Annotated in this window: 23 protein-coding genes and 1 tRNA gene; 9 read left to right on the forward strand and 15 right to left on the reverse strand. The window is 70.7% G+C overall.

Going from position 1 to position 22,769, the window contains the following annotated elements:
• From AC0VYM_RS22900 to AC0VYM_RS22915, 4 genes are all read left to right on the forward strand, one after another.
• Entirely contained in the window at positions 1-1,269 is a 1,269-nt protein-coding gene (locus AC0VYM_RS22900; RefSeq protein ID WP_475455437.1) for a serine hydroxymethyltransferase, read from the forward strand.
• 83 nt (positions 1,270-1,352) lie between these two features.
• Positions 1,353-2,765 (forward strand): L-serine ammonia-lyase, encoded by a 1,413-nt coding sequence (locus AC0VYM_RS22905; protein WP_475455439.1) that lies wholly within the window; start codon positions 1,353-1,355, stop codon positions 2,763-2,765.
• A gap of 312 nt (positions 2,766-3,077) precedes the next feature.
• Positions 3,078-4,349, forward strand: coding sequence for a hypothetical protein (locus AC0VYM_RS22910; RefSeq protein ID WP_475455441.1), 1,272 nt, complete (start codon positions 3,078-3,080; stop codon positions 4,347-4,349).
• Between the two features lie 182 nt (positions 4,350-4,531).
• Positions 4,532-5,779, forward strand: a complete 1,248-nt coding sequence (locus AC0VYM_RS22915; RefSeq protein ID WP_475455443.1) for a hypothetical protein — start codon at positions 4,532-4,534, stop codon at positions 5,777-5,779.
• 90 nt (positions 5,780-5,869) lie between these two features.
• On the opposite strand, the gene amaP is transcribed toward AC0VYM_RS22915, so the two are convergent.
• The 8 genes from amaP to purU all read right to left on the reverse strand — a co-directional run bounded on the left by amaP (position 5,870) and on the right by purU (position 9,873).
• Positions 5,870-6,460, reverse strand: coding sequence for an alkaline shock response membrane anchor protein AmaP (gene amaP, locus AC0VYM_RS22920; RefSeq protein ID WP_475455445.1), 591 nt, complete (start codon positions 6,458-6,460; stop codon positions 5,870-5,872).
• Between the two features lie 2 nt (positions 6,461-6,462).
• On the reverse strand, positions 6,463-7,068 hold the full coding sequence (locus AC0VYM_RS22925; protein ID WP_475455447.1) for a DUF6286 domain-containing protein: 606 nt from the start codon (positions 7,066-7,068) through the stop codon (positions 6,463-6,465).
• A 1-nt stretch (position 7,069) separates the two neighbouring features.
• The gene (locus AC0VYM_RS22930) at positions 7,070-7,435 is read right to left on the reverse strand and encodes an Asp23/Gls24 family envelope stress response protein (protein WP_475455449.1); all 366 of its coding nucleotides are present in this window, start codon (positions 7,433-7,435) and stop codon (positions 7,070-7,072) included.
• A gap of 14 nt (positions 7,436-7,449) precedes the next feature.
• Positions 7,450-7,623: a hypothetical protein gene (locus AC0VYM_RS22935; RefSeq protein WP_017546417.1), complete on the reverse strand. Its 174-nt coding sequence runs from the start codon at positions 7,621-7,623 to the stop codon at positions 7,450-7,452.
• Between the two features lie 30 nt (positions 7,624-7,653).
• Positions 7,654-7,968 (reverse strand): Asp23/Gls24 family envelope stress response protein, encoded by a 315-nt coding sequence (locus AC0VYM_RS22940; protein WP_475455452.1) that lies wholly within the window; start codon positions 7,966-7,968, stop codon positions 7,654-7,656.
• A gap of 2 nt (positions 7,969-7,970) precedes the next feature.
• A complete protein-coding gene (locus AC0VYM_RS22945; RefSeq protein WP_475455454.1) occupies positions 7,971-8,444 on the reverse strand; it encodes an Asp23/Gls24 family envelope stress response protein in 474 nt (157 codons plus the stop codon).
• 39 nt (positions 8,445-8,483) lie between these two features.
• Positions 8,484-8,687 (reverse strand): CsbD family protein, encoded by a 204-nt coding sequence (locus tag AC0VYM_RS22950; RefSeq protein WP_475455456.1) that lies wholly within the window; start codon positions 8,685-8,687, stop codon positions 8,484-8,486.
• Positions 8,688-8,985: 298 nt separating this feature from the next.
• Complete coding sequence (purU, locus tag AC0VYM_RS22955; RefSeq protein WP_475455458.1) at positions 8,986-9,873, reverse strand: formyltetrahydrofolate deformylase; 888 nt, start codon at positions 9,871-9,873, stop codon at positions 8,986-8,988.
• Positions 9,874-10,055: 182 nt separating this feature from the next.
• On the opposite strand from purU, the gene AC0VYM_RS22960 reads away from it, so the two are divergent.
• Complete coding sequence (locus AC0VYM_RS22960; protein ID WP_475455460.1) at positions 10,056-11,279, forward strand: alanine racemase; 1,224 nt, start codon at positions 10,056-10,058, stop codon at positions 11,277-11,279.
• Between the two features lie 103 nt (positions 11,280-11,382).
• Here AC0VYM_RS22960 and AC0VYM_RS22965 read toward each other — a convergent pair whose 3' ends face one another.
• Both AC0VYM_RS22965 and AC0VYM_RS22970 read right to left on the reverse strand, forming a co-directional pair.
• Positions 11,383-11,781, reverse strand: coding sequence for a DUF3618 domain-containing protein (locus AC0VYM_RS22965; RefSeq protein ID WP_475455462.1), 399 nt, complete (start codon positions 11,779-11,781; stop codon positions 11,383-11,385).
• Between the two features lie 16 nt (positions 11,782-11,797).
• The gene (locus AC0VYM_RS22970) at positions 11,798-12,895 is read right to left on the reverse strand and encodes a CDP-alcohol phosphatidyltransferase family protein (RefSeq protein ID WP_475455464.1); all 1,098 of its coding nucleotides are present in this window, start codon (positions 12,893-12,895) and stop codon (positions 11,798-11,800) included.
• A gap of 325 nt (positions 12,896-13,220) precedes the next feature.
• Between AC0VYM_RS22970 and bcp the strand changes: the two genes are divergently transcribed.
• Both bcp and AC0VYM_RS22980 read left to right on the forward strand, forming a co-directional pair.
• Complete coding sequence (bcp, locus tag AC0VYM_RS22975; protein WP_475455466.1) at positions 13,221-13,703, forward strand: thioredoxin-dependent thiol peroxidase; 483 nt, start codon at positions 13,221-13,223, stop codon at positions 13,701-13,703.
• Between the two features lie 78 nt (positions 13,704-13,781).
• A tRNA-Leu gene (locus AC0VYM_RS22980) sits at positions 13,782-13,856 on the forward strand.
• Positions 13,857-13,949: 93 nt separating this feature from the next.
• Here AC0VYM_RS22980 and AC0VYM_RS22985 read toward each other — a convergent pair.
• The 4 genes from AC0VYM_RS22985 to AC0VYM_RS23000 all read right to left on the reverse strand — a co-directional run bounded on the left by AC0VYM_RS22985 (position 13,950) and on the right by AC0VYM_RS23000 (position 19,425).
• Positions 13,950-15,110, reverse strand: coding sequence for a serine/threonine-protein kinase (locus tag AC0VYM_RS22985; RefSeq protein ID WP_475463174.1), 1,161 nt, complete (start codon positions 15,108-15,110; stop codon positions 13,950-13,952).
• 337 nt (positions 15,111-15,447) lie between these two features.
• Positions 15,448-16,794, reverse strand: a complete 1,347-nt coding sequence (locus AC0VYM_RS22990) for a M16 family metallopeptidase (RefSeq protein ID WP_475455468.1) — start codon at positions 16,792-16,794, stop codon at positions 15,448-15,450.
• Positions 16,795-16,834: 40 nt separating this feature from the next.
• The gene (locus tag AC0VYM_RS22995; protein ID WP_475463176.1) at positions 16,835-18,178 is read right to left on the reverse strand and encodes a M16 family metallopeptidase; all 1,344 of its coding nucleotides are present in this window, start codon (positions 18,176-18,178) and stop codon (positions 16,835-16,837) included.
• Between the two features lie 566 nt (positions 18,179-18,744).
• Positions 18,745-19,425, reverse strand: a complete 681-nt coding sequence (locus AC0VYM_RS23000; protein ID WP_475455470.1) for a hypothetical protein — start codon at positions 19,423-19,425, stop codon at positions 18,745-18,747.
• A gap of 121 nt (positions 19,426-19,546) precedes the next feature.
• On the opposite strand from AC0VYM_RS23000, the gene AC0VYM_RS23005 reads away from it, so the two are divergent.
• The gene (locus AC0VYM_RS23005) at positions 19,547-21,274 is read left to right on the forward strand and encodes a S49 family peptidase (protein WP_475455472.1); all 1,728 of its coding nucleotides are present in this window, start codon (positions 19,547-19,549) and stop codon (positions 21,272-21,274) included.
• A complete protein-coding gene (locus tag AC0VYM_RS23010; protein ID WP_475455474.1) occupies positions 21,271-21,768 on the forward strand; it encodes a flavin reductase family protein in 498 nt (165 codons plus the stop codon). The genes AC0VYM_RS23005 and AC0VYM_RS23010 overlap by 4 nt, the downstream gene beginning before the upstream one ends.
• Before the next feature lie 67 nt (positions 21,769-21,835).
• Here AC0VYM_RS23010 and AC0VYM_RS23015 read toward each other — a convergent pair whose 3' ends face one another.
• Positions 21,836-22,735, reverse strand: a complete 900-nt coding sequence (locus AC0VYM_RS23015) for an ABC transporter substrate-binding protein (RefSeq protein ID WP_475455476.1) — start codon at positions 22,733-22,735, stop codon at positions 21,836-21,838.
• Between the last annotated feature and the right edge of the window lie 34 nt (positions 22,736-22,769).

Consider the following 22,769-nt stretch of genomic DNA (forward strand, 5'->3'; position numbering starts at 1 on the left):
ATGACCAGCGACAACCTTCTCAACCAGACCCTGGGCGAGCTGGACCCGGAGGTGGCGGCCGCGGTCGACGCCGAACTGGCGCGCCAGCGCGACACCCTGGAGATGATCGCCTCCGAGAACTTCGCCCCCCAGGCGGTTCTGGAGGCCCAGGGCACGGTCCTGACCAACAAGTACGCCGAGGGCTACCCCGGCCGTCGCTACTACGGCGGCTGCGAGCACGTCGACGTCGTCGAGCAGCTGGCGATCGACCGCGCCAAGGAGCTGTTCGGCGCCGAGCACGCCAACGTGCAGCCGCACTCGGGCGCGCAGGCCAACACGGCCGTGTACTTCGCGCTGCTCAAGCCGGGTGACACCATCCTGGGCCTGGACCTGGCCCACGGCGGTCACCTGACCCACGGCATGCGGATCAACTACTCCGGCAAGATCCTCAACGCCGTGGCGTACCACGTGCGCGACGAGGACGGCACCGTCGACTACGACGAGGTCGCCGCCCTCGCCAAGGAGCACCAGCCGAAGATGATCGTGGCGGGCTGGTCCGCCTACCCGCGCCAGCTCGACTTCGCCAAGTTCCGCGAGATCGCGGACGAGGTCGGCGCGCTGCTCATGGTGGACATGGCGCACTTCGCCGGTCTGGTCGCCGCCGGACTGCACCCCAACCCGGTGCCGTTCGCGGACGTGGTCACCACCACGACCCACAAGACCCTCGGCGGCCCGCGCGGCGGCATGATCCTGTCCAAGGCCGAGCTGGCCAAGAAGATCAACTCCGCGGTCTTCCCCGGCATGCAGGGCGGCCCGCTGGAGCACGTGATCGCGGCCAAAGCGGTCTCGTTCAAGGTCGCGGCGAGCGAGGAGTTCGCCGACCGCCAGCGCCGTACGGTGGCGGGCGCCCGCATCCTCGCGGAACGGCTCACCCAGCCGGACGCCGCGAAGGTCGGGGTCAAGGTCCTGACCGGCGGCACCGACGTCCACCTGGTCCTGGTCGACCTGGTCGACTCCCAGCTCAACGGGCAGGAGGCCGAGGACAGGCTGCACTCGGTCGGGATCACGGTCAACCGCAACGCGGTCCCGAACGACCCCCGGCCGCCGATGGTGACCTCGGGTCTGCGGATCGGGACCCCGGCCCTGGCCACGCGCGGGTTCGACGAGGGTGACTTCGTCGAGGTCGCGGACGTCATCGCCGAGGCGCTCAAGCCCGAGTTCGACGAGGCCGCCCTGAGCGACCGGGTCAGCGCTCTGGCCGCCAAGCGTCCGCTCTACCCGAACCTGTAGCAGTCCCCGCCGTGTGGGCCGCGCGGGCCCACACGGCGCCGGTCACCACGGCCCCACCCCTGTGCTCAACGAGGAGGACAGCCATGGCCATCAGCGTCTTCGACCTGTTCAAGATCGGTATCGGACCGTCGAGTTCCCACACCGTCGGCCCGATGAAGGCGGCCCGGACGTTCGTGTCCGGTCTGCGCTCCGAGGACCTCCTGTCGCGTGTGACCCACGTGCGGGCGGAGCTGTACGGCTCACTGGCGCTCACCGGCAAGGGGCACGGCAGCGACACCGCCGTGATCCTGGGGCTGATGGGGCACACTCCCGAGGGCGTGGACGTGGACGCCGTCCCCCGCCTGGTGGAGGGGGTGCGGTCGGACCGAAGACTCCTCCTGGGCGGCCCGGAGGGCCCGGCGGTGGACTTCGACCCCGCCGTCGACGTGGACTTCCGCCGCAGGGAGAGCCTGCCGGACCACCCCAACGGGATGCGCTTCGTGGCACTGGAGGCCTCCGGCGCCGAGGTGGCCGCGAAGGTGTACTACTCGGTGGGCGGCGGCTTCGTGGTGGACGAGCGGGCCGCGGGCGCCGACCGGATCAAGGCCGACGACACCGTCCTGCCGCACCCCTTCTCGTCCGCCGAGGAGCTGCTGGAGCTGTGTGAGCAGACCGGTATGTCGATCAGCGCGCTGATGCTCGCCAACGAGCAGGCCTTCGGACGCACCCCGGACCAGATCCGCGAGGAGCTCCTGGAGATCTGGACGGCGATGCGCCAGTGCGTGCGCCGCGGGGTGTCCACCGAGGGCAGTCTGCCCGGGGGCCTGAAGGTGCCCCGCCGCGCGCACCGGCTCTACCGCCAGCTGGGCGGCAACTGCGACGAGCAGGGGCTGCTCGCCCCCACCCACGTGGACCCGGACCCGATGCGCGGCAGCGACTGGATCACGCTGTACGCGCTGGCGGTCAACGAGGAGAACGCCGCCGGCGGGCGTGTGGTGACCGCTCCGACCAACGGCGCCGCCGGTATCGTCCCGGCGGTCCTGCACTACTACCTGCACTTCAGCCCGGGCGCGGGCGACGACGGCGTGGTCCGCTTCATGCTGACGGCGGCGGCCATCGGCATACTGTTCAAGCAGAACGCGTCCATCTCCGGCGCCGAGGTGGGCTGCCAGGGTGAGGTGGGTTCGGCCTCCTCCATGGCGGCGGCCGGTCTGGCCGAGGTCCTGGGCGGGTCCCCGGCGCAGGTGGAGAACGCCGCGGAGATCGCCATGGAGCACAACCTGGGTCTGACCTGCGACCCCATCGGCGGCCTCGTCCAGATCCCCTGCATCGAACGCAACGCGCTCGCCTCCGTGAAGGCGATCAGCGCCACCCGCATGGCCCTGCGCGGCGACGGCAGCCACTTCGTGAGCCTGGACAAGGTCATCCGGACCATGCGCGACACCGGCCGCGACATGCACGACAAGTACAAGGAGACCAGCCGCGGCGGCCTCGCCGTCAACGTCATCGAGTGCTGACCGTGTGCCGGGAATGTCCTGGTTCGTTCCCTGGTTGTACGGAGGGCACGGTCGACGACCGGGCTCGAGCTCCCACCCGCTCGCCCTCGTCGGCCGTCACCCCGGGTCTGGTGGCTTGAGCTCTGCTCGCCACCAGACTCGCCCCCTTTCTGGCCACTTCCGGCCACCGCAGCGGGACCCGGCGATTCGCGCCCGGATAACCACCCGTTCCACCTCTTCCAGGTCGCTCCCGCGAGAAACACGTGACGGCCCCAGCGCCATTTTCGGCACTCCGGCAATTCCCCCGGCGCGAGGGTGGTATAGATTTCGGCCGTGACCTCCAGAACCATTCCCCCTGCCGTCCGAGCGCTCGCCCCCGCGGCCGCGCTGGCCCTGTTGCTCTCCGGCTGCGGCCTTCTCAGGGCGGAGGAACCCGCCTCCACGGAGACCGAGGAGGGTGCCTCCGAGGAAACGGAGGCACCGGACACCGAGGAGGGCGGCCCCTCCAGGGAGAGGTCCACGGGGTCGAACTCCCTGGCCGACCCCGGCATCCTCACCGCGGCGTGCCAGCCCGAGTCCGGCTGGCTGGAGTTCACCCTCCACTCCGCCGAGGACGCCCAGGAGATCACCAGCGTCCGGTTCGACACCGCCGAGGCCGTCCACGCCGAGTCGGACGACCTCACCCACGGCCGTGCGGTGGACGCGCGGAGCGTCTCCCTGGAGACCTCGTGCGACACGGACGCTCCGTCGCTGTTCCCCGAACGCGGCCTCGTCCTGGGCACCTTCGAGGAGAGGGTCGACGGCGTCGCCGTCACGGGGTTCGGGGTCATGGCCGAGGACGGCACGTTCACGGCGCTCAGCCCCGACCACGAGGAGTCCGGGGCCGACGCCCCGGCCGACCACGTCCACCCCGTGGCCGATCCGGAAGGGGACAGGATCGTCTTCGTGACGGAGACCGGCGAGGGCGAGGACACCGTCCAGGCCCTCGACCTGGAGAGCGGGGAGTTCACCGACCTCGGTACCTGTGACAGTCAGCAGGTCTGCGAGAACCTCACGATCATGCCGGGGCTCGACCGAGTCGCCATCGACGACGGCCAGAGCACTCCGATGGCAGTGGTCCTCGACGGCTCGACGGTGGTCCAGAGCAACGACCTGGGCCTGTCCTTCTTCGACATCGGGGACCAGGCCGACTCCGACGTGGTCGACCTGACCCTCAACTTCCTCAACCGGGACCGCACGACCGAGGTGGACGTGGACGCCAGCGGCACCGTTCAGGCCCTCGACTCCAACACCCTGCTCTTCGACGACGAGGTGCTGAGCGTCCTGGAATTCTCCGACAGCACCCTCGCCGGCTACGAGGAGGAGAACGCCACCACGCCGCGGAACCTGTGGGAGCCCCTGCCGGTCAACCGGACGCTGGCCCCCGACGGCGACGGGGAGAACTCCCACGTCGTGCCTTCCCCCGACGGCGCCGAGATCCTCTTCCGCAACCAGCCCCAGAGCGGTCCGGCCAGCTGGTACAGGGTGCCCACGGACGGATCCGGCGCACCGGAGGAGCTGCCCGGGATGCCCGGGAACGTCTCGACGGTCATCGGTTGGCGATAACTCCTGAGGGCACCCACCTGGCCACAACCGGCCACCGGTCCCCGGGTGGGTCGTTCCGGCCTGTGCCGCCTCCGAATACTCCTGTTTCGAGCCGATTCTCGCGGGAAACGCATGGCCATTCTCACTGTCATTCCCAGAACTCCCCGAATTCCCACCCTCCGCGAGTGGGATAGATTTCGCCCGTGACCTCCAGAACCATTTCCCCCGTTATCCGCGCGCTCGCCCCCGCGGCCGCGTTGGCCCTGTTGCTCTCCGCCTGCGGCGGCTCCGACGGAGAGGGTGGATCCTCCGACGAGAACCAGGCGGGCGCCTCCACCGAAGAAGGGGCCGAGGACGCCGCGAACCAGCCCTCCATCACCGACGCGGGCCTGCTCGCCGTTGCCTGCGACAACACCACCAACGTCTTCACCCTGCACTCCCCCGACGACGGTTCCGAGATCACCAGCGTGACCTTCGAGAACAGCCCGGAGCCCGCGGATCCCCCGGAGGCACTCGACCACGGCCGAGCGGCCTCCCCGAATCCAACCGGCCTCAGTATCTGTTCGAAGAACCTCATCCACCTTTCACCGGACGAGCAGCTGCTCCTGGTGTCCTATGAGGAGGAGATCAACGGCAACACCGTGAGCAACTTCGGGGTGCTCTCACCGGAGAACGGCGTCACCACGTTGTCCCCCGAGCAGGAGATCTCCGACTTCGGGACCCCCGTGAACTACGAGCACCCCACCTACGACGCTCTGAACGAACGCATCCTCTACGTGGAGTACGAAGGCGACAACCGCCGCACCGGAGCGGTCAAGGCCATGGACCTGTACAGCGGGGACGTCAGTGACGTCGGCAGCTGCGAGGACACGTGCGGCCAACTCCAGGTTCTGCCCGAGACCGGAACCCCGGTTCTGAGCGACCTTGTCGGCCAGGGCAAGCTCCTCGAGTCTCCGGACGGTACGACCCTGATCTACGCGGACAGCAACAGCAGCGGCCTCCAGCTGGGCTTCTTCGGCCTCGAGACGGTCACCGAGGACGCCCCGGCGCTGATCGGCACCGGCCAGGCGCACGAGCTGACCGAACGCGAGGTGAACCTGCAGACGAACGGCCTGCCCGTGTTCGTCGACGACAACACCCTGCTGATCGCGGACAACTCCCTGTCTGTCGTGGAGTTCACCGAAGAGACGCTGGAAGAGTACGCGGGCGACCGGGAACAGGAGCCCGTCACCCAATGGGATCCGCTTCCGACCGCACACACGCTCATTCCGGAGAGCCCCCGGGTCAACACCTACCCCTTCGTCTCGCCGGACGGCACCGAGGTCCTCTTCGTCTCGAAGCCGGAGACCGGTGACGAGAGCTGGTACCGCGTCCCCCTCGACGGCTCCGCTGAGCCCGAGGAGGCCTTCCCGTCCCCCGTGTACGGGGAGTCGATCATCCGCTGGCAGTGAGTCCCGACGGTCCTCAAACCGACCAGTCGTGAGTGGCACGGAGGGGGCGGCGCCTCTCGCGCCGCCCCCTCCCTCGTTCCACGGGGTCCCTCAGGCCAGGCTGCGCCGGGGGTTCCTGGCGGGGGCGGTCATGGACATCCGGATGACGGCGGGCACCTGGTCGAGTTCGAGGGCGCCGCGCAGGTTGGTGATGGCCTCCGAGCGGACGCGCCGCCAGATCCCGGCCACGTCGGCGTCGTCCTCCAGGGTCAGCGCCAGCCGAAGGTGGGGGCGGTCGCCCGACTCCGTGAGGCGGGCCCGGGCCCGTCGCACACCCGGATAGTCCGCGACCTCCTGCTCCAGGGCGCCCCGGGCGGCGCTCTCCGACATCTCCACGTTGCCCGCCTCGTCGCGCGCCAGGTACAGGCGGCCCACCGTGTCGTTCATGCCCTGCACCATCAGCCACCGCAGGGCCAGGAATCCGGCCACGAACGCGACGGCCACCGCCACGTAGGGCACCCACTGCTGGGCGAGCACCTCGTTGGTCCGGTCCCCGAGCAGCGGGGTGGCGGCGAGGTCGCCGCCGAGGAGGCCCCGTCCGGCGGCCAGGGCCGCGAGGCCCGCCGCCAACAGGACGACACCCACGATCACCAGGCCCAGGCGGTTGCCCCGGGCCGACCTTCGAGACCTGTCCCTCGCCATGGTCAACCCTCCGCGTATCGAACGTGCGTGGCGATCCGCATGCTGCGCAGCGGGGCCAGCTCCTCCAGCCGGTGTTCCACGGCCGAGGTGACCTCGGCGGGCAGCCCGTGCGAGTCACGCATCCCGGTGCGCACGTGGACCCGGAGCCGGTTGCCGCGCACGGCCACGTGCACGTGGTCGACCCCGCTCACGTCCTGCGCCGCGGCCGCCACCGCCCGCCGCAGGGCGGGCCGGGTCAGGCCGACGACCAGCGCCGGGTCGTCGGTGCGCAGCGCGGTCCACCGGCTCCGCCCCGGCGCCAGCGCCACCACGATCAGGGCCAGCCCGATCAGCGCCAGGACCGCCGAGGCGATCTGCACGGACGGCTCCGACCAGGTCGTGGCCGCGGCGTAGTCCGTCGCCGGAGCGACCGGGATCAGCCGCAGCGGGTTGCCCGCGAGCGCGGCGATGACCTCGGCGGCGGCGACCACGGCCACCACCAGGATCAGCAACCCGGTGAGAACCGCGGGCCATGACCTGCGCGGTCGGAACGTGTGGACGGCGACCCGCTTGGCGCGGCGGTCGATCCCCTGGCTCGGACGGCCGAGCGCCTCTTCCACAGTGGTCATGTCAGCGCACCAGCTCCGCGATCTCGATGTCGATGTGGTGGACCTGCTTGCCGGTGATCCGCTCGACCCGGTCCTTGACGTGGCCGCGCACCTCCTCGGCAACCTGGCGCGCGGGCCTCGGGTAGCGCACCCCGACCCGCAGCCGCAGGAGGACGATCTCCCCGCTCACCCTGGCGCGGGCCGCCCGGGACCGCGCGGCCCGCGCCCCGGCGACCTCCCCGACGGCCCTGGCCGCCACCTTCTCGATGGCGGCCCCGGGGATGTCCGTGCGGCCTCCGGGGTCCCGGTCCCGGGCGTGCCTCCCGGCCTCCCCCTCGGGGGCGGGTCCCCGCTGACGAGGGACGGTGTCACTGCGAACCCCGACCACGACCTCACCCCTGTCTACGCCGACCGCCGTGTGAACATCTCGGCGAGGTCGATCTCACCCTCCATCGCCCGGCCCGCGACGAACCCGACGAGGCCGAGGACCAGTACCAGCGCGAAGGCGGGGAACCCGCCGAACGCCGCAGCGAGCCCGAGCACCGTCCCGTAGGACAGACCAACGATGGGCCACATGGCTACCCCCTCTAATCCCTGCTTGTAGGTCTAGCTGGCGGTGCGTGTGCCGTCTCCGAGCCCGGCGACCACGTCCTCCACGGACACGTGGACGGCGCGGCCGCCGGACAGCGGGGCCAGGCCCCGGCGGATCTCGGCGGCGATCTCCGGCAGCGGACGCCCGTAGCGGAGCACCACACCGACCTCGACGTGGTCCTCCCGCACTGCCACCCCCCGGACACGGCCCCCGGGCACCGCGGTGCTCAGGGTTCCGAAGGATCCGGAGGACAGTTCCACCACGTCGGAGAAGCGCAGTGCGCCCTCCGCGAGGGCCCGTGCGACCGCGCCCCGGTCGTCGCCGCTCACGGCTACTGGACCCTGGGCTCGGAGCCGCCGTCGTCGGCGGACTCGTCGTCCTCGGGCAGGTGGATGTCGTCCACCCGGATGTTGATCTCGGTGACCTCCAGGCCCGTCATCCGCTCGACCGCGTGGGTGACGTTGCGCCGCACGGCGGAGGCGAGGTCCTGGATGGCGGCCCCGTACTCGACGACCAGGTCGATGTCGACGGCGGCCTGGCGCTCCCCCACCTCGACGGAGACGCCCTGCGCCACCGACCCGGAGGAGCTGCCGCCGCTCACGGCGTCGCGTACCGCCCCGACCACGCGCGCCGCGCCGCCGCCCATGGCGTGGACGCCGCCGATCTCGCGGGCCGCCATACCGGCGATCTTGGCCACGACGCCGTCAGCGATCTGCGTGTGTCCGTGCTCGTTCCTGCTCGCGGAGTCGCCGCCCTTGGACTCACGGGCGCTCGGTACCGCCGATTCGGTCTTGATGTCCGACACTGGTCCCCCTACGCAGTGCGAAAACCGTCCTGGACGCCGCTACTTCTTCTTGAAGACGCCCTTGATCTTGTCCTCGGCCTTGTCCTTGAGGTCCTCGGCCTTGTCCTTGGCCTTGTCGGCGGCGTCCTTGGCCCCCGCCTTGGCCTGGTCGACCTTGCCCTCGGCCTCGGTGCCCTTGTCCCCGGTGACCTTGCCGAGGGCTTCCTTGCCCTTACCGGCCGCGTCGTCGAAGTGCTTGCCCATGAGTACCCCCTGATCAGAGCCGATACGGCTCAGGGTTGTCAGTCCGAAACCCGTGTCGCCCCCGGGTCGGGACGACCGGAACGGTTTCGGCCTCATCACACCTTATACGCACTCTATGTAGCCAACAAGACACCAGCAGTCATGATTTGCAGGTCAGAAGGGTCACGGTGATTCCATCCTTGCCCCAAAAACACATCCGGAACCCCGGCTGGGCTGGAAAAACGTCAGGGGTGCCCGTAGGCACCCCTGCGTCCGAAATCGTGTTGTGCCCGCCGCGTCGCCGGGCCGGGCGGCGACCCTAGCCGAAGATGACCGTCCGGTCCCCGTTGAGCAGGACCCGCCGCTGGGCGTGCCAGTTCACGGCGCGCGCCAGGGCCACGGACTCCAGGTCCCGGCCGATCGCGGTGAGCTGCTCCGGGCTGTGGGTGTGGTCGACCCGCGAGACCTCCTGCTCGATGATCGGGCCCTCGTCCAGGTCGGCCGTGACGTAGTGGGCGGTGGCACCGATCAGCTTCACCCCGCGCGCGTGCGCCTGGTGGTAGGGACGGGCGCCCTTGAAGCTGGGGAGGAAGGAGTGGTGGATGTTGATGATGCGCCCGGACATCTTGGTGCACAGCTGTTCGGAGAGCACCTGCATGTAGCGGGCCAGCACCACCAGGTCCACGTCGTAGGAGTCGACCAGCTCCAGGACCCGCCCCTCCTGCTCGCCCTTGCTCTCGGGGGTGACCGGCAGGTGGTGGAAGTCCACGCCGTAGGAGTCGGCCAGGAACTCCAGGTCGGGGTGGTTGGAGACCACCGCCGCGATGTCGATGTCCAGCAGACCGCTGCGCTGGCGGTAGAGGAGGTCGTTGAGGCAGTGCCCGAACCGGGACACCATCACGATCATGCGGGGGCGCACGTCCCGCGCCTGGAGGTCCCACTCCACGAACGAGCCGCCGTCGCCGCCGCCGAACCCCCCGGCCAGGGCGGCGAAGGCTCCGCGCAGGACGTCCTCGCTGACCGCGCCCGCGTGCCCCGCCTCGGCCACGAACTGTGTCCGGAGGAAGAAGCGACCGCTGAAGTGGTCACCGTACTGCTGACTCTCGGTGATGTTGCAACCGTGGTCGGCCAACAGGTTGGCCACCGCCGCGACGATGCCCCGGCTGTCGGGGCAGGAGAGGGTCAGGACGTACTCGCGCTCGTTCATGAATGGAAACAACTCCCGGGGTCGACCGGCTGATCAGCCGTGACGCCCCAGGATATCCAGCGTGCGGCACCCACGGGGCCGCCGCCCGGGTATCCCGCGTCACCCGCGCCTGACCCGAAAAGCACGAAATCGGGCCCTCCGGACAATATGAAGCTCATTCATGTTCTGGCATCCTCGGGAACATGACGAGACTGCGTGAGAAGTACGAGGCCGCGACGCGCGACATCCAGGCCCCCTTCGCCATGGTCGACCTGGCCGCCTTCCGCGCCAACGCCGCGGACCTGACCCGCCGCGCCCACGGACGGCCCATCCGGGTGGCCAGCAAGTCCGTGCGCTCCAGGGCCCTCCTCCGCGCCGTCCTCGACCTTCCCGGGTACGAGGGCGTCATGGCCTACACCCTCCCCGAGGCGCTCTGGCTGGCCACCGGAGACACCGAACCGCTCAGCGACGACATCCTCGTCGCCTACCCCACGGCGGACACCGACGCCCTGGCCGAACTCGCCGCCTCACCCGGCGCCGCCCGCGTGATCACCCTGATGGTCGACGACACCGCCCACCTCGACCTCATCAGTGCCGCGGTCGCCCGGGCCGACCGAGCCCCCGACGCGCCCCCGATCCGGGTCTGCCTGGACATCGACACCAGCTGGCAGCCGCTCGGCTCCGGCCTGCGCGTGGGCGCCTACCGCTCCCCCGTCCGCACCCCCGCGCAGGCGGCCGCGCTCGCCCGCGCCGTCGTGCGCCGCCCCGAGCTGGAACTGGACGGGATCATGGCCTATGAGGGGCAGATCGCCGGAGTGGGCGACGCGCCCCCCGGCCGCCCCCTGTACGGCCGGGTCCTGCGCGCCGTCCAGCGCCGCTCCGCCGTCGAACTGGCCAGACGAAGAGCCGCGATCACCCGCGCCGTCCGCGGTGTCAGCGAACCGCGCTTCGTCAACGGCGGCGGCACCGGCAGCCTCCACACCACCGGGCGCGAACGCGCCGTCACCGAGCTGTCCGCCGGTTCGGGTCTCTACCAACCGCACCTGTTCGACCAGTACCGCTCGTTCCGGGGCCGCCCCGCCGCCCTGTTCGCCCTGCCCGTCGTCCGCCGCCCCGCCCCGAACGTGGCCACCGTCCTCGGCGGCGGCTACCCGGCCTCGGGGCCCGCCGACGCCCACCGTCCCCCGGTCCCCCACCTGCCCGCCGGTCTGTCCTACAGCTCCACCGAGGGTGCCGGAGAGGTCCAGACCCCACTGATCGGTGAGGCCGCCCGCGGGCTCCGCGTCGGTGACCGCGTGTGGATGCGCCACGCCAAGGCCGGGGAACTCTGCGAACGCTTCGACACCCTGCACCTCGTCGACTCCGACACCGGGACCTACGAGGGCTCCGTCCCCACCTACCGGGGCGAGGGCCGGACCTTCCTCTGACCCACCGCCCCCACGGCGGCGCCCGACACGACGAGGGGGCCCGCGCGAACTCTCGCGCGGGCCCCTCACTGCCTTCGGTGGGCCGGAAACGGCCCGGGTGCGGCTACTTCCGCTTGCGGCGGACCGCCCAGGCGACGACGCCCACCGCGACGACCGTACCCACCCCGGCCATCAGGAGGAGCGCCTCCGGGGGCAGCTGGCCGCGCGACTGGTAGGTGGTCACCACCTTGTCGTCGCCCTTGACCACGATGCTGCCCTCCTCCGGGTGCACCAGGCGGCTCTCCACGCGTACGGCGCCGCCGCCGAACACGAGTGCGCGGGCCTCGTCGAAGATGCGGGTGCCCCGGTCCTTGGCCCGGTCGATCTGCCGCCGGGCGATGTTGGCCGGTCGGGCCTGCACGCTGAGCTCGTCCAGCGTCTCCGCCAACCGGCGCTGCTCTCGGGTGATCTCGGCCTGGAGTTCGGCGGGGGTCTGGCGCGGTTCGGTCTCGTGTCCCGTCATGGGGTGCCTCTCTTCACTAGCGCACGGTTGTCTGAGAGCCCGAGTCCGAGCCGGTGTCCCGACCCTGTTCCTCCGCGCCGTCGAACGGACTGGAGAATCTCAGCGCGCCATCGATTCCGTCGACCACGCGGAAGAAGTCCCGCGTGGACAACCACAGTTTATAGATGATGGCGATCTCGAAGGCGAGCAGCGAAACGCCCACGAACGCGGTGATCCAGCCGATCACCGGCGGCCCGAAGACCACCGCCGCGACCGGCGACACCACGAAGACCGCCATCTGGAACTCGATCCCGCCCACCAGGTGGGTCCGGATCCGTCGGGCGTTGAGGGCCGCCCAGAACCGCTGGTACCAGGGGAAACGTGTACGGAACTCCTGGTGCAGGTCCACCTTGGGCAGCGTCAGGTCCGGCTGCTTGCCAGCGGTGCGCTGGTTGCGGGCCTCCCGCTCGTTCTGGCTGCGCAGGATCTGTTCCAGGACGCCGATGCCGTGCCGCAGCACCGCCTGCTCGCCGCCGTCGCTCATGGTGCGGCCGCCGCCGCCCGTCGCGTCGCCGGTGGCGTCGCGCTCCGGCTCCAGCATGGACAGGGTGGCGCGGGCCCGCTCCAGGGCGGCCGCCAGGTGCGAGCGCATCTCACGGCGGACCTTGTACACCTGGAGGGCGTTCAGGTACCGCAGCATGTCCAGGAAGACCACGGCCAGCGCCAGCCAGACGAACGCCACGTGCCCGGTCTCCCGGTACTGGCCGCCCATGAGGGCGACCACGCACACCAGGACCCTGAACCGGTCCGAGACGTAGTCCATCCACGCCCCGAAGAGCGACTCCGAACCGGTGAGGCGGGCCAGCTTGCCGTCCGTGCAGTCCACGAGGAAGCAGAGGTAGTAGAGCAGCGCTCCCAGGAGCAGGAGCTGCCAGTAGCCGAACGCGAAGCACACGGCCGCGCCCAGGCCGAGGAAGAGGGCGACGACGGTCAGCTGGTTGGGGGTGACGGCCGTCCGGTTCGCGAACAGTCGCACGAGCCGGACCGCGATCGGGTCGACCAGGTACACCGTCAACCAGGAGTCGCGTTCCTTGAGGGTACGAGCCCTGACCTCGTCGAGTGTGTATCCAGGCATCGTGACGAACTACTCCCAAAGCGAAGCGGATGTGTCCCGGTCCGTGGCCGTCGGACACACCATCGGGTCACGGGAGACCCGCGCACGCTGCGCCATGTCCCAGAGGACGACCAACCTATAGCACAGGGTCAACAATAGGTGATCGAACCGTTGGTCGATCCCAAAGCGGATGAACCGAACCGGAATCGCAACCGAAGATCATCCGCCCCGACGACCAGCGCCGACGAACCGGCCCTCCCTCCGCTCAGGCGGATCTCGTACTGTGAGGCGTGAACGACGCGGACCGTCGCACGCGGTCCGCCAGCAGCAGACAGGAAGACACAACGTGAGCGACCCCATCCGCCTTGAGCCCGGCGACCAGGCTCCCGACTTCACCCTCAGCGACGCCGACGGCCAGCCCGTCACCCTGAGCAAGGTCCTGGCCGACACCGGCAAGAGCGTCGTCCTGTACTTCTACCCGGCCGCCATGACGCCCGGGTGCACCACGCAGGCCTGCGACTTCCGCGACAACATCGCGGAGTTCGCCAGTGCCGGGTTCACCGTCCTGGGCGTCTCCCCGGACACGTCCGAGAAGCTGGCCCGGTTCCGGGAGCAGGAGAGCCTGACCTTCACCCTGCTCGGTGACCCGGAGAAGGACACCCTCCGCGCCTACGGCGCCTTCGGTGAGAAGAAGAACTACGGCCGCGTCGTCCAGGGCGTCATCCGCTCCACCGTCATCGTGGGCACCGACGGCAAGGTGAGCAGGGCCTTCTACAACGTGAAGGCCACCGGCCACGTGGACCGCGTCAAGAAGGAACTGGGCGTCTGAGCCCGCCGACCGGCCGTCCGGCGGCCACGGGCCCCGGACGGCCGGTCGAGTCCCCGATCCCGGTAGAGTGACCCCGTCGGGGCCGTAGTCCAACTGGCAGGAGACGGCAGCTTTAGGTGCTGTACAGTGCGGGTTCGAATCCCGCCGGCCCCACTCGCCCCGGGAGCCCTACGGAGGAGCCCGGCGGAACCAGGAACGACGAGAGGCGCGCGAACCCGTTCGCGCGCCTCTTCGTGTGTCCGGTGGTCACAGACCGAAGAGCGCCCACACGACCAGGGCCAGCAGGGCGACCACGCCCAGGCCCACGCCCGCCGCCACGGTCAGGTGGCTGCGCTCCGAGTGCTTGCCCGACTTGGTCAGCCCCAGCGTCTCCGTGGACTCCCGGATGGAGAGCATGATCGAGTTGACCGCCTCGGGGCTGTTGCGCAGCCGCTCGCTGATGGACTCGGCCAGCACGTGCGCGCCCGCGCGGAAGTGCTCCCGCGCCGACTCGCGCTCCTCCGGCTCCTCGTCGCCGTCGGCCCCCTCCTCGGACCCGGCCGCGGAGGACCGCTCCGGGTCGGTGCGCTCGGGGGCCCAGGGAGCCAGGGCCGCGATCCGCAGCATCTTGGCGGCGTTCTCCGCGCGCAGCCGCTCACCCGGCTCGACCCGCAGCATCCCGGCGAGCACCGGAGCGAGCGGACCGGCGTTGGTGGCCTCTTTGGGCTCGTCCAACGGCTCCTGGCGCAGGATCTTGATGTAGCCCTTGCGGTCGTAGGGCGGGTAGCCCTCGACCGCCGCGTACAGGGTGGCGCCCAGGGACCAGATGTCGGACTCCGGGCCGACCGGACCGGCCTTGGCGCGCTCCGGCGGGATGTAGGCGGGTGAACCGATGATGCGTCCGGACGCGCTCAGAGCGGACTCGCCGTTCCAGGCGGCCAGGCCGAAGTCGGTCAGCACCACCCGTCCGGCCTCGCTGATCATCACGTTGTCGGGCTTGACGTCGCGGTGGACGATGCCCTCGTTGTGCGCCACCTTGAGCGCGTCGATCAGCTGGAGCCCGATCTCGGCCACCCGCTGGTACGGCAGCGGGCCGCCCACCTGGATGATCTCCTCCAGGGTGGAGGCCTCCAGCAGCTCCATGACGATCCACGGCCGCTCGTCCTCGTCCACGACGTCGAGGACGGTGACGAGGCTGGGGTGGACGAGGCGCCCGGCGACCCGGGCCTCCCGCGTGGTGCGCTGGACCAGTGACTCGCGTTCGTTCCGGCTCAGGTCCGAGGGCAGGCGGAGCTCCTTGACCGCCACCTCCCGCTTGATGACCAGGTCGGTGGCGCGCCAGACGGTACCGACACCGCCGCGGGCGATCTCGGAGGTCAGCTGGTAGCGACCCTTGAGCAGCCGACCACCGCCCTCCGGCTCAGCCACGGCCGCCTCGGGACGCGCGGCGTCGGGCGACGTCTGGGGCCGCTGGGTGTGCGGGTTTTCTAGGGAGGACACGGTTATCCACGGGTCCATTCACCGGCCATGGTGGCCTCCTGCGGAGCATTGCGGTCGCTGTCACCACTTAGGTGCACGGATCACTCGTTATACCAGGATGACGCCGGGGCCACGCCGCTGGTTGTCTGATGGCTGACACATAGGTTCGGTTTCGTTATGTCCGAGGGAGAGCCACGCATACCGTGACGAGGCTCTCCCTTGCCAATCCTTGACCTGGGCGGTCCTCACGTGCACGTGCGTGCGCGCGGGCACCGCCTCCGGGGGATCAACTCCAGAGGGACTCGGGCGTCCGTACCTCGACCGGCCCGACGCCGGTCTTGGCCAGCGGTTCGCGCAGGCTGTCGGCGTCACCGACCACCACCACGACGGCCTCCTCGGGACGAAGGTACTCGACGGCCGCGGAGTTCAGGTCCTCGGCGGTGAGCTTCTCGTACCCGGCGCGGATGCGGTCCACGTTGTCGTCGGGAAGGTCGTGCACGACCATGTCGACCAGCGCCCCGGCCATGGCGCGGGCCGTGGAGTAGGTGACCGGTAGGCCCACGGTGTTGGACTCGCGGACCGTGGACAGCTCGTCCTCGGTGACGCCCTGGTCCCGCAGCTTGTTCACCTGCTCCAGGGAGGAGGTGACCGAGTGCGCGGTGGTCCCGGCCTCGACCTGCGTGCTCATGAAGAACACACCGCTGTCGCGGCGCAGGTCGAAGCGGCTCCCGGCGCCGTAGGTGTAGCCCAGCCGCTCACGCAGTTCCATGTTGAGGCGGGAGGTGAACATCCCGCCCAGGATCTCACCGATGCCCTCGGCGCGCGGCAGGTCCACCTGCGAACGCGAGGGGGCGCGGTGCGCGATGACCAGGGCCGACTGCACGGAGCCGGGCCGGTCCACGATGAGCACGCGCGGCAGGTCGCCGGGCGGCGGGGCGGGCTCGGTGGTCTGGCGCTCGGGCGCGGGCGCCGCGTCGCCGAACACGATCCGGCCCAGCTCCTCCAGGTCCACGTTGGCGAGGTCCCCGACGACCACGAGGGTCCCGGCGACCGAGGCGATCGAGTCGGCGTGGAAGCGCGCGACGGTCTCGGGGGTGATGTCGGCCAGCTTGACCGGTCCGCCCGCGAGCGGCGTGGCGTAGCGGCCGGTGAACAGCTGACCGCCGAGGCTGCGCATGGCCAGCGTGGAGGCGGAGGAGGCGTCCAGCCAGAAGCGCTCCAACAGCTGCTCGCGGCGGCGCACGACGTCGTCGGGGTTCAGGGCCGGACGGCGCACGGCGTCCGCGAACAGGTGGACGGCCTCACCGAGGCGGTTGGTGGGCGCGTCCAGGCCGGTGATGAAGCCGTCCCAGTTGACGCGCGCGATCCACTCGGCGCCGTGGCGCTCCAGGGCCGGGGCCAGGGAGCTGTTGCCACCAGGGCCGTCCTCCAGGGCCTCGCTGGTCAGGGCGCTGACGCCCATGGCGTCGAGCGGTTCGACGGCACCGCCGAAGGGGTGCACGAGGCGGAGCGAGGCCAGCTGCTGGCCGGGGACGTCGAGGGCGACGATGGTGCCGCCGCCGACGGTGATGCGCTGGGGCTTGGGAAACGTGAAGGACGCGGGCGCGCCGAGGTCCGGGCGGTTCTGCTGCATGCTCTGCGGCTCTTTCTGCGGCTGGGCGGGAACGGGGCGGTTACGCCTGCTGGACGTGGGCCGCGGCGTCGGCCTCGGCTTCCGCCTGGAGCGTCTCGGCGGCGGTCTCCGGCTCGGGGTCGAACCGGACGATCAGCATGTTGTCGTCGACGAGCAGGTTCGCGGCGGCGGCGCGGACCTCCTCGGCGGTGATGTCCGCCCAGCGCTCGGGCCAGGTGAAGGCGAGCTCGGGGTCGCCGAGCAGCTGGGTGCAGCTGCCGATGGTGTCGGCCAGACCGGAGGGGCTGGCGATGGAGTGCAGGTGCTCGCGTTCCAGGACGGCGCGGGCGCGGTCGAGCTCCTCGTCGGTGATCCCGTTGCCGAGCCTGGCGACCTCCTCGCGGATGGCCTGCTCCAGGACGTCGCCCTCCACGCCCTCACGGGCCAGCATGTTCACCAGCAGGAGGCTGTCGGTGTAGCGGAAGGGCAGGATGTCGGCGGAACCGCCGCCGTCGTCGGCGGCGATGGGCCGGTCCACGACCAGCGAACGGTACAGGCGGCTGCCCTGTCCCTGGCCGAGGACGGCGGCGGCCAGCTGGGCGGCGTCGTGGCCGCGCTCGCCGTAGGAGGGGACGCGGAAGCCGATGAAGACGCCGGCGGCCGGGACGGTCTCCGTGACGGCGTCCCGCACGGGGCCGCCCAGGGGGGCGCGCAGCGCGGGGTCGGGGGTCTCGGGGATCTCCTCGCGGGCGGGGATGCCGCCGAAGTACTTCTCGACCCTGGCCAGGACGTCCTCGGACGCCAGGTCGCTGACGATGGTCAGCACGCAGTTGTCGGGGCCGTAGTGCGCCTTGTGGAACGACTTGACGTAGTCCAGGTCGGCGGCGTCCAGGTCGGCCATGGAGCCGATCGTGGAGTGGTGGTAGGGGTGGCCCTCGGGGTAGGCCAGGCGCAGGATGCGCTCCAGGGCCGTGCCGTAGGGCTGGTTGTCGTAGCGCTGGCGGCGCTCGTTCTTGACGACGTCGCGCTGGTTGTCCAGGACCTCCTGGGTCATGCCGTCGCGCAGGGTCGCCAGCCGGTCCGACTCCAGCCAGAGGACGGTGTCCAGGGCGTGCGTGGGCACCGTCTCGAAGTAGTTGGTGCGGTCCGTCGAGGTGGAGGCGTTGATGTCGCCGCCCAGCCGCTCGACCACGTCGAAGTGCTCGCCCTTGGTGACGTTCCCGCTGCCCTGGAACATCAGGTGTTCGAACAGGTGCGCGAACCCGGTGCGGCCGGTCACCTCGTGCCGAGAGCCGACCCCGTACCAGAGGTTGACCGAGGCGACCTGGCCGGTGGAGGCCGGAGCCGTCACCAGACGCAGTCCGTTGTCCAGCGTGTACTGCTCGACCCGTCCCGCCGTTCCCATGGTGGTCACCAGCGCATGCACCCCATCAAGTTCCGTTGACTGCTTCACCGAACACGACCCTATGTCCTCGGACCCCTTCCGGGACACACGATTCGGGCAATCCACGGACGCGAACCTGACCCCCGTCCCGGCCGCACCGCAGAGCACGGAACCGGGCCCTGAGCCCCGCCCAGGACCCCGGCCACAGCCGTGAGTCCCGCCCGCACACCGCCGCCACGAGGGGGTGCCCGTTCGGCGCCGGAGAGGGTTCTGGAGGTGCCGCAGGTGGGATTGCGAGGAACGAGCCGTCACACCGGAGGTGTCGAAGGTTCCTCTGCAAAGGCGCCGAACCCCGGGCCAAAGCGAAGCGGAGGCCCAAAGAAGTACAGCCGTGAGACCCGCCCGGGGGCCGTCACCACCAGGGGGGTGCTTTCGTTCGGGCGCCGCCAGGGTTCTGCAAGACGAGTCGAGCCGCCAGCGAGGAACGAGCCAGGCGTGGACGAGGATGAAGAATCCCTGGCTACTTGGGCGCCCGAACACGCATCGAAGCGAAGCGGAGATGCAAAAAGATACAGCCCTACCCGCTTCTATCCGTTCCGGTACTCGGTGGTGTCCATCGACGCGGCGATCTCGTCGTAGACGGCGCTGTACTGGGCGTCCACGGACCACACGTAGAGGAGCACGTCGCTCTCGGGCAGGAACCACATACGGACCTCGAAGGTGTCGTCGTTGTCGCAGGTGACGGTCCACAGCGAGTGGTGGGACTTGAGGCCGTCCGCGTGCTCGAAGACGTTGCCGGGCCCGGTGGTGAGGGTCGCGCCCTCGACCCCGATGTTGCCCGAGGCGGCGGTGTTGAGGCTGCGGCAGCTGTCGGTGTTGTCCGCCCAGCCGTCGTCGTCGTGGAAGGCGTCGTCCTTCTTGGGCCAGCTCTGCGGGTGCTGGTCGGCCTGCTTGGGGACGAGCTGGATCGAACCGTAGGCGCAGGAGCTCTGTCCGGGCGGGGTCATGCACAGCTGGGAGCCGTCGTTCTGGACGTCCCAGTCCTCGGGGGTGTCGATCCGCACGCCCATCACGTCGGCGTTGTCGAAGCCCTCCGGGCCGGGCGGTTCGACGGCGGGCATCATGCCGCTCTCGCCGCGCTCCAGTTCGATTCCGCCCGAGGCCTCGTCGGAACCGCAGGCGGTGAGCGCGAGCAGGGCCGCAGCGGCGACCGCCGCCACGCGACCGCCCCCCAGCCGGTGCCGAACCAGGTCCGTCGTGCCCGCCATTGTCCGTTCCGCCCTTCTCGTACGGTCCCCGACCTCGTGTCTGACAGATCGGAGCACAGTCGACCATAGCGCCCCCGACACACCCTCCGCGCCGGGCCACCTCCCCCACTACTCTGGGTCCATGGTGGACCTCGCGAAGATCACTGAGCCCTTGTCCCTCAACCGGTTCGGCCCCCGGCCCAAGGGGCCGTTGGTCCTGGAGCTGGACCTCACGGAGGGTGTCGCCGACGAGGCGCCGGGCGACCCCCTCAGCCAGATCATGAACAGGCGCAAGCAGCACTACCTGGAGGTGCTGGAGGGCATTCGCAGAGGCGCCCGCGACCCGGACGTGGGCGGTCTGATCGTACGGGTGGACGCCCGTTCCCTGGGGATCGCGAAGATCCAGGAGCTGCGCGACACCGTCACCGACTTCCGTGCCACCGGCAAGCCCGCCGTGGCCTGGGCGGACACCTTCGGGGAGGCCGGGGACGGCAACCTGCCCTACTACCTGGCCACCGCCTTCTCCCGGGTGGTCCTGTCCCCCACCGGCCTGGTGGGGCTGAGCGGCCTCATGTCGCGCACCACCTTCCTCAAGGGCGCCCTGGACCGGCTCGACGTGAAGTTCGAGGCCGGGGCCCGGCACGAGTACAAGAACGCGATCAACCCGTACACCCAGACCGGGTACACCGACGCCCACCGCGAGGCCGCCGGGCGGCTCGTCGCGTCCATGAACGACCAGATCGTCGGGGCGGTCGCCAAGAGCCGCGGGCTCAGCGAGGAGAGGGTCCGGGAGCTGGTCGCGACCGCGCCGATCCTGGGCCAGGAGGCGCTGGACGCCGGGCTCGTCGACCAGCTCGCCTACCGCGACGAGGTGTACGCCGAGCTGAACGCCGAGGTGCGCGCGCGGAAGGGGGAGGACTCCCCCGAGCCCGCCCTCCAGTTCGTCACCCGCTACCACCGCAAACACGTCCCGCCGCCCCGGCCCCGGATCGCGGACGGCGGCGACCACATCGCCCTGATCTCCGCCAACGGCGGCATCAACCTGGGCAAGAGCCGCCGCTCCCCGCTGGGCGGCAGCGTGATGGGCTCGGACACCGTCTGCGCCGCCTTCCGCGCCGCCCGACAGGACCCCCGGGTCCGGGCCGTGGTGTTCCGGGTGGACAGCCCCGGGGGGTCGGCCATCGCCTCGGACCTGATCCGCCGGGAGAGCCAGCTGACCCGTGAGGCCGGCAAGCCGGTCATCACGACCATGGGCGACGTCGCGGGCTCGGGCGGCTACTACGTCGCGCTGGGGTCCGACGCGATCGTGGCGCAGCCCGCCACCATCACCGGGTCCATCGGCGTACTGATCGGCAAGCCGGTCCTGGGCGCGCTCCGTGAGCGGTTCGGCATCACCTCCGACTCCGTGAGCGAGGGTCCGCACGCGGGCATGTTCGACACCCTGACGGGGTTCAGCGACTCCGAGTGGGAGCGGATCAACACGCTGCTGGACACCATCTACGAGGACTTCGTGGCGAAGGCGGCCGCCGCCCGGGGCCGTACCTGGGACGAGATCCACGCGGTGGCCAAGGGCCGGATCTGGACCGGGGCGGACGCCCTGGAGAACGGTCTGGTCGACGAGCTGGGCGGGGTCGAGACGGCGGTGCGACTGGCCCGTGCCAAGGCCGGGGCCGGGGCGCTCCCCGTGCGCGTCTTCCCGCGCTCGCACCCACTGGACCGGCTCCGCCAGCACGAGTCCAGCGAGGACGTGGCCTCCGCCGAGCCGCAGACGGTCCTGAGCGCCTGGGGCCCGCTGGAGCACGTGGCGGCACGGCTGGGGCTGCCCGCCTCCGGTCCGCTGAGCATGCCCGGCTCGTGGGAGATCCGTTGAGCGTTCCGGGCGGCGCCTACCTGGAGGCGATGGCGCTGCTGCCGACCGGTGTGACCGTGGTGACCGTCGCGGACGGCCGCGACGACATCGGGGCGACGGTGAGTGCCCTGGTGTCGATCTCCACGGACCCGCCGGTGGTGATGTTGAGCGTGGCCGGGGAGGGCTACGTGGCCGAGGTCGTGGAGGAGGTCGGCGCCTTCGCGGTGAGCGTGCTCGCCGCCGACCAGCGCGCGGTGGCGGGACGGTTCGCCGCCGAGGGACGCCCCAGCGCCCGGCACCTGGTGTCGGGCCTGTCCCACCACCGGGGCGGGCACACCGGGGCGATCGTGCTGGACGACGCCCTGGCCGCGCTGGAGTGCTCGGTGCGCCAGCGGGTGGAGGTCGGTGACCACACGGTGTTCTTCGCGGACGTGGTGGGCCTGCCCGAGGTGGGCGCGGAGCGGCGCGGCCCGGCGATGGTCCGCTGGGACGGCCGGTACCACTCCCTGGGCTGATCCCGCCGGACGTGTGAGGGGCCCCGGAACCGGTACGCGGTTCCGGGGCCCCTCGTGGACGGGCGGGTCAGACCAGGCCCTTCTCCTCCAGCCACTCCTGGGCGACGTCGGCGGCGTTCTCGTTGGCGATCACGACGCGCTCGTTGAGCTGGGTGAGCTCCTCCGTGGTCAGCGCCTCGGAGACGGCGTTGAGGGCCGCACGCGCGGTGTCGTCGACCTGCTCGCCGTTGATGAGCGGGGTGATGTTCTGCGAGCCGAAGAGGTTCTCCGGGTCCTCCAGGACCACGAGGTCCTCCACCGCGATCTGCGGGTCGGTCGTGAACAGGTTGGCCGCCTGGATGTCGCCGTCCTTGAGCGCCTTGGTCAGCAGGGCGACCTCCAGCGAGCGGAACTCGGAGAACTCGATCCCGTAGACCGACTCCAGGCCCACCACGCCCTGGTGGCGGGTCTCGAACTCGGGCGGTCCGCCCAGCACGAGCTGGTCGGCCACGTCGGCCAGGTCGGTGAGGCTGGCCAGGTCGTGTTCCTCGGCCACCTCTCTGGTGACGGTGATCGAGTCCTTGTTCTCCGCGCTGGAGGAGTCCAGGATCTCCAGCCCCTCCGGCAGGGCCTCCTCGACCAGGGCGTTGGTCTCCTCGGCGTCGGCGCTGGGCGCCTCGTCGTCGAGGTAGGCCAGGGTCGCCCCGTTGTACTCGGGGAAGACGGAGAGGTTGCCCGACTCGATCTGCGAGTAGTACACCTCGCGGCTGCCGATGTTGAGCTGGTAGTCGACCTCGACGCCCTCGGCCGCCATGGCTCTGCCGTACAGCTCCGCGAGCAGGGTGCTCTCGGGGAAGTCGGCCGAGCCGATGACCACCGCTCCCGACGCGGCGTCCTCGCCACCGTCCTCCTCGTAGGGGTCGCTGCCACCGCACGCGCTGAGGAGCAACACCAGGGGAAGCCCGATGAGGGCGAGCTTCTTGTGCATGTCCGAACCTTCTCTCTGGGGAGTCCTACTTGAC

Source organism: Nocardiopsis sp. iso_237, assembly GCF_056173345.1.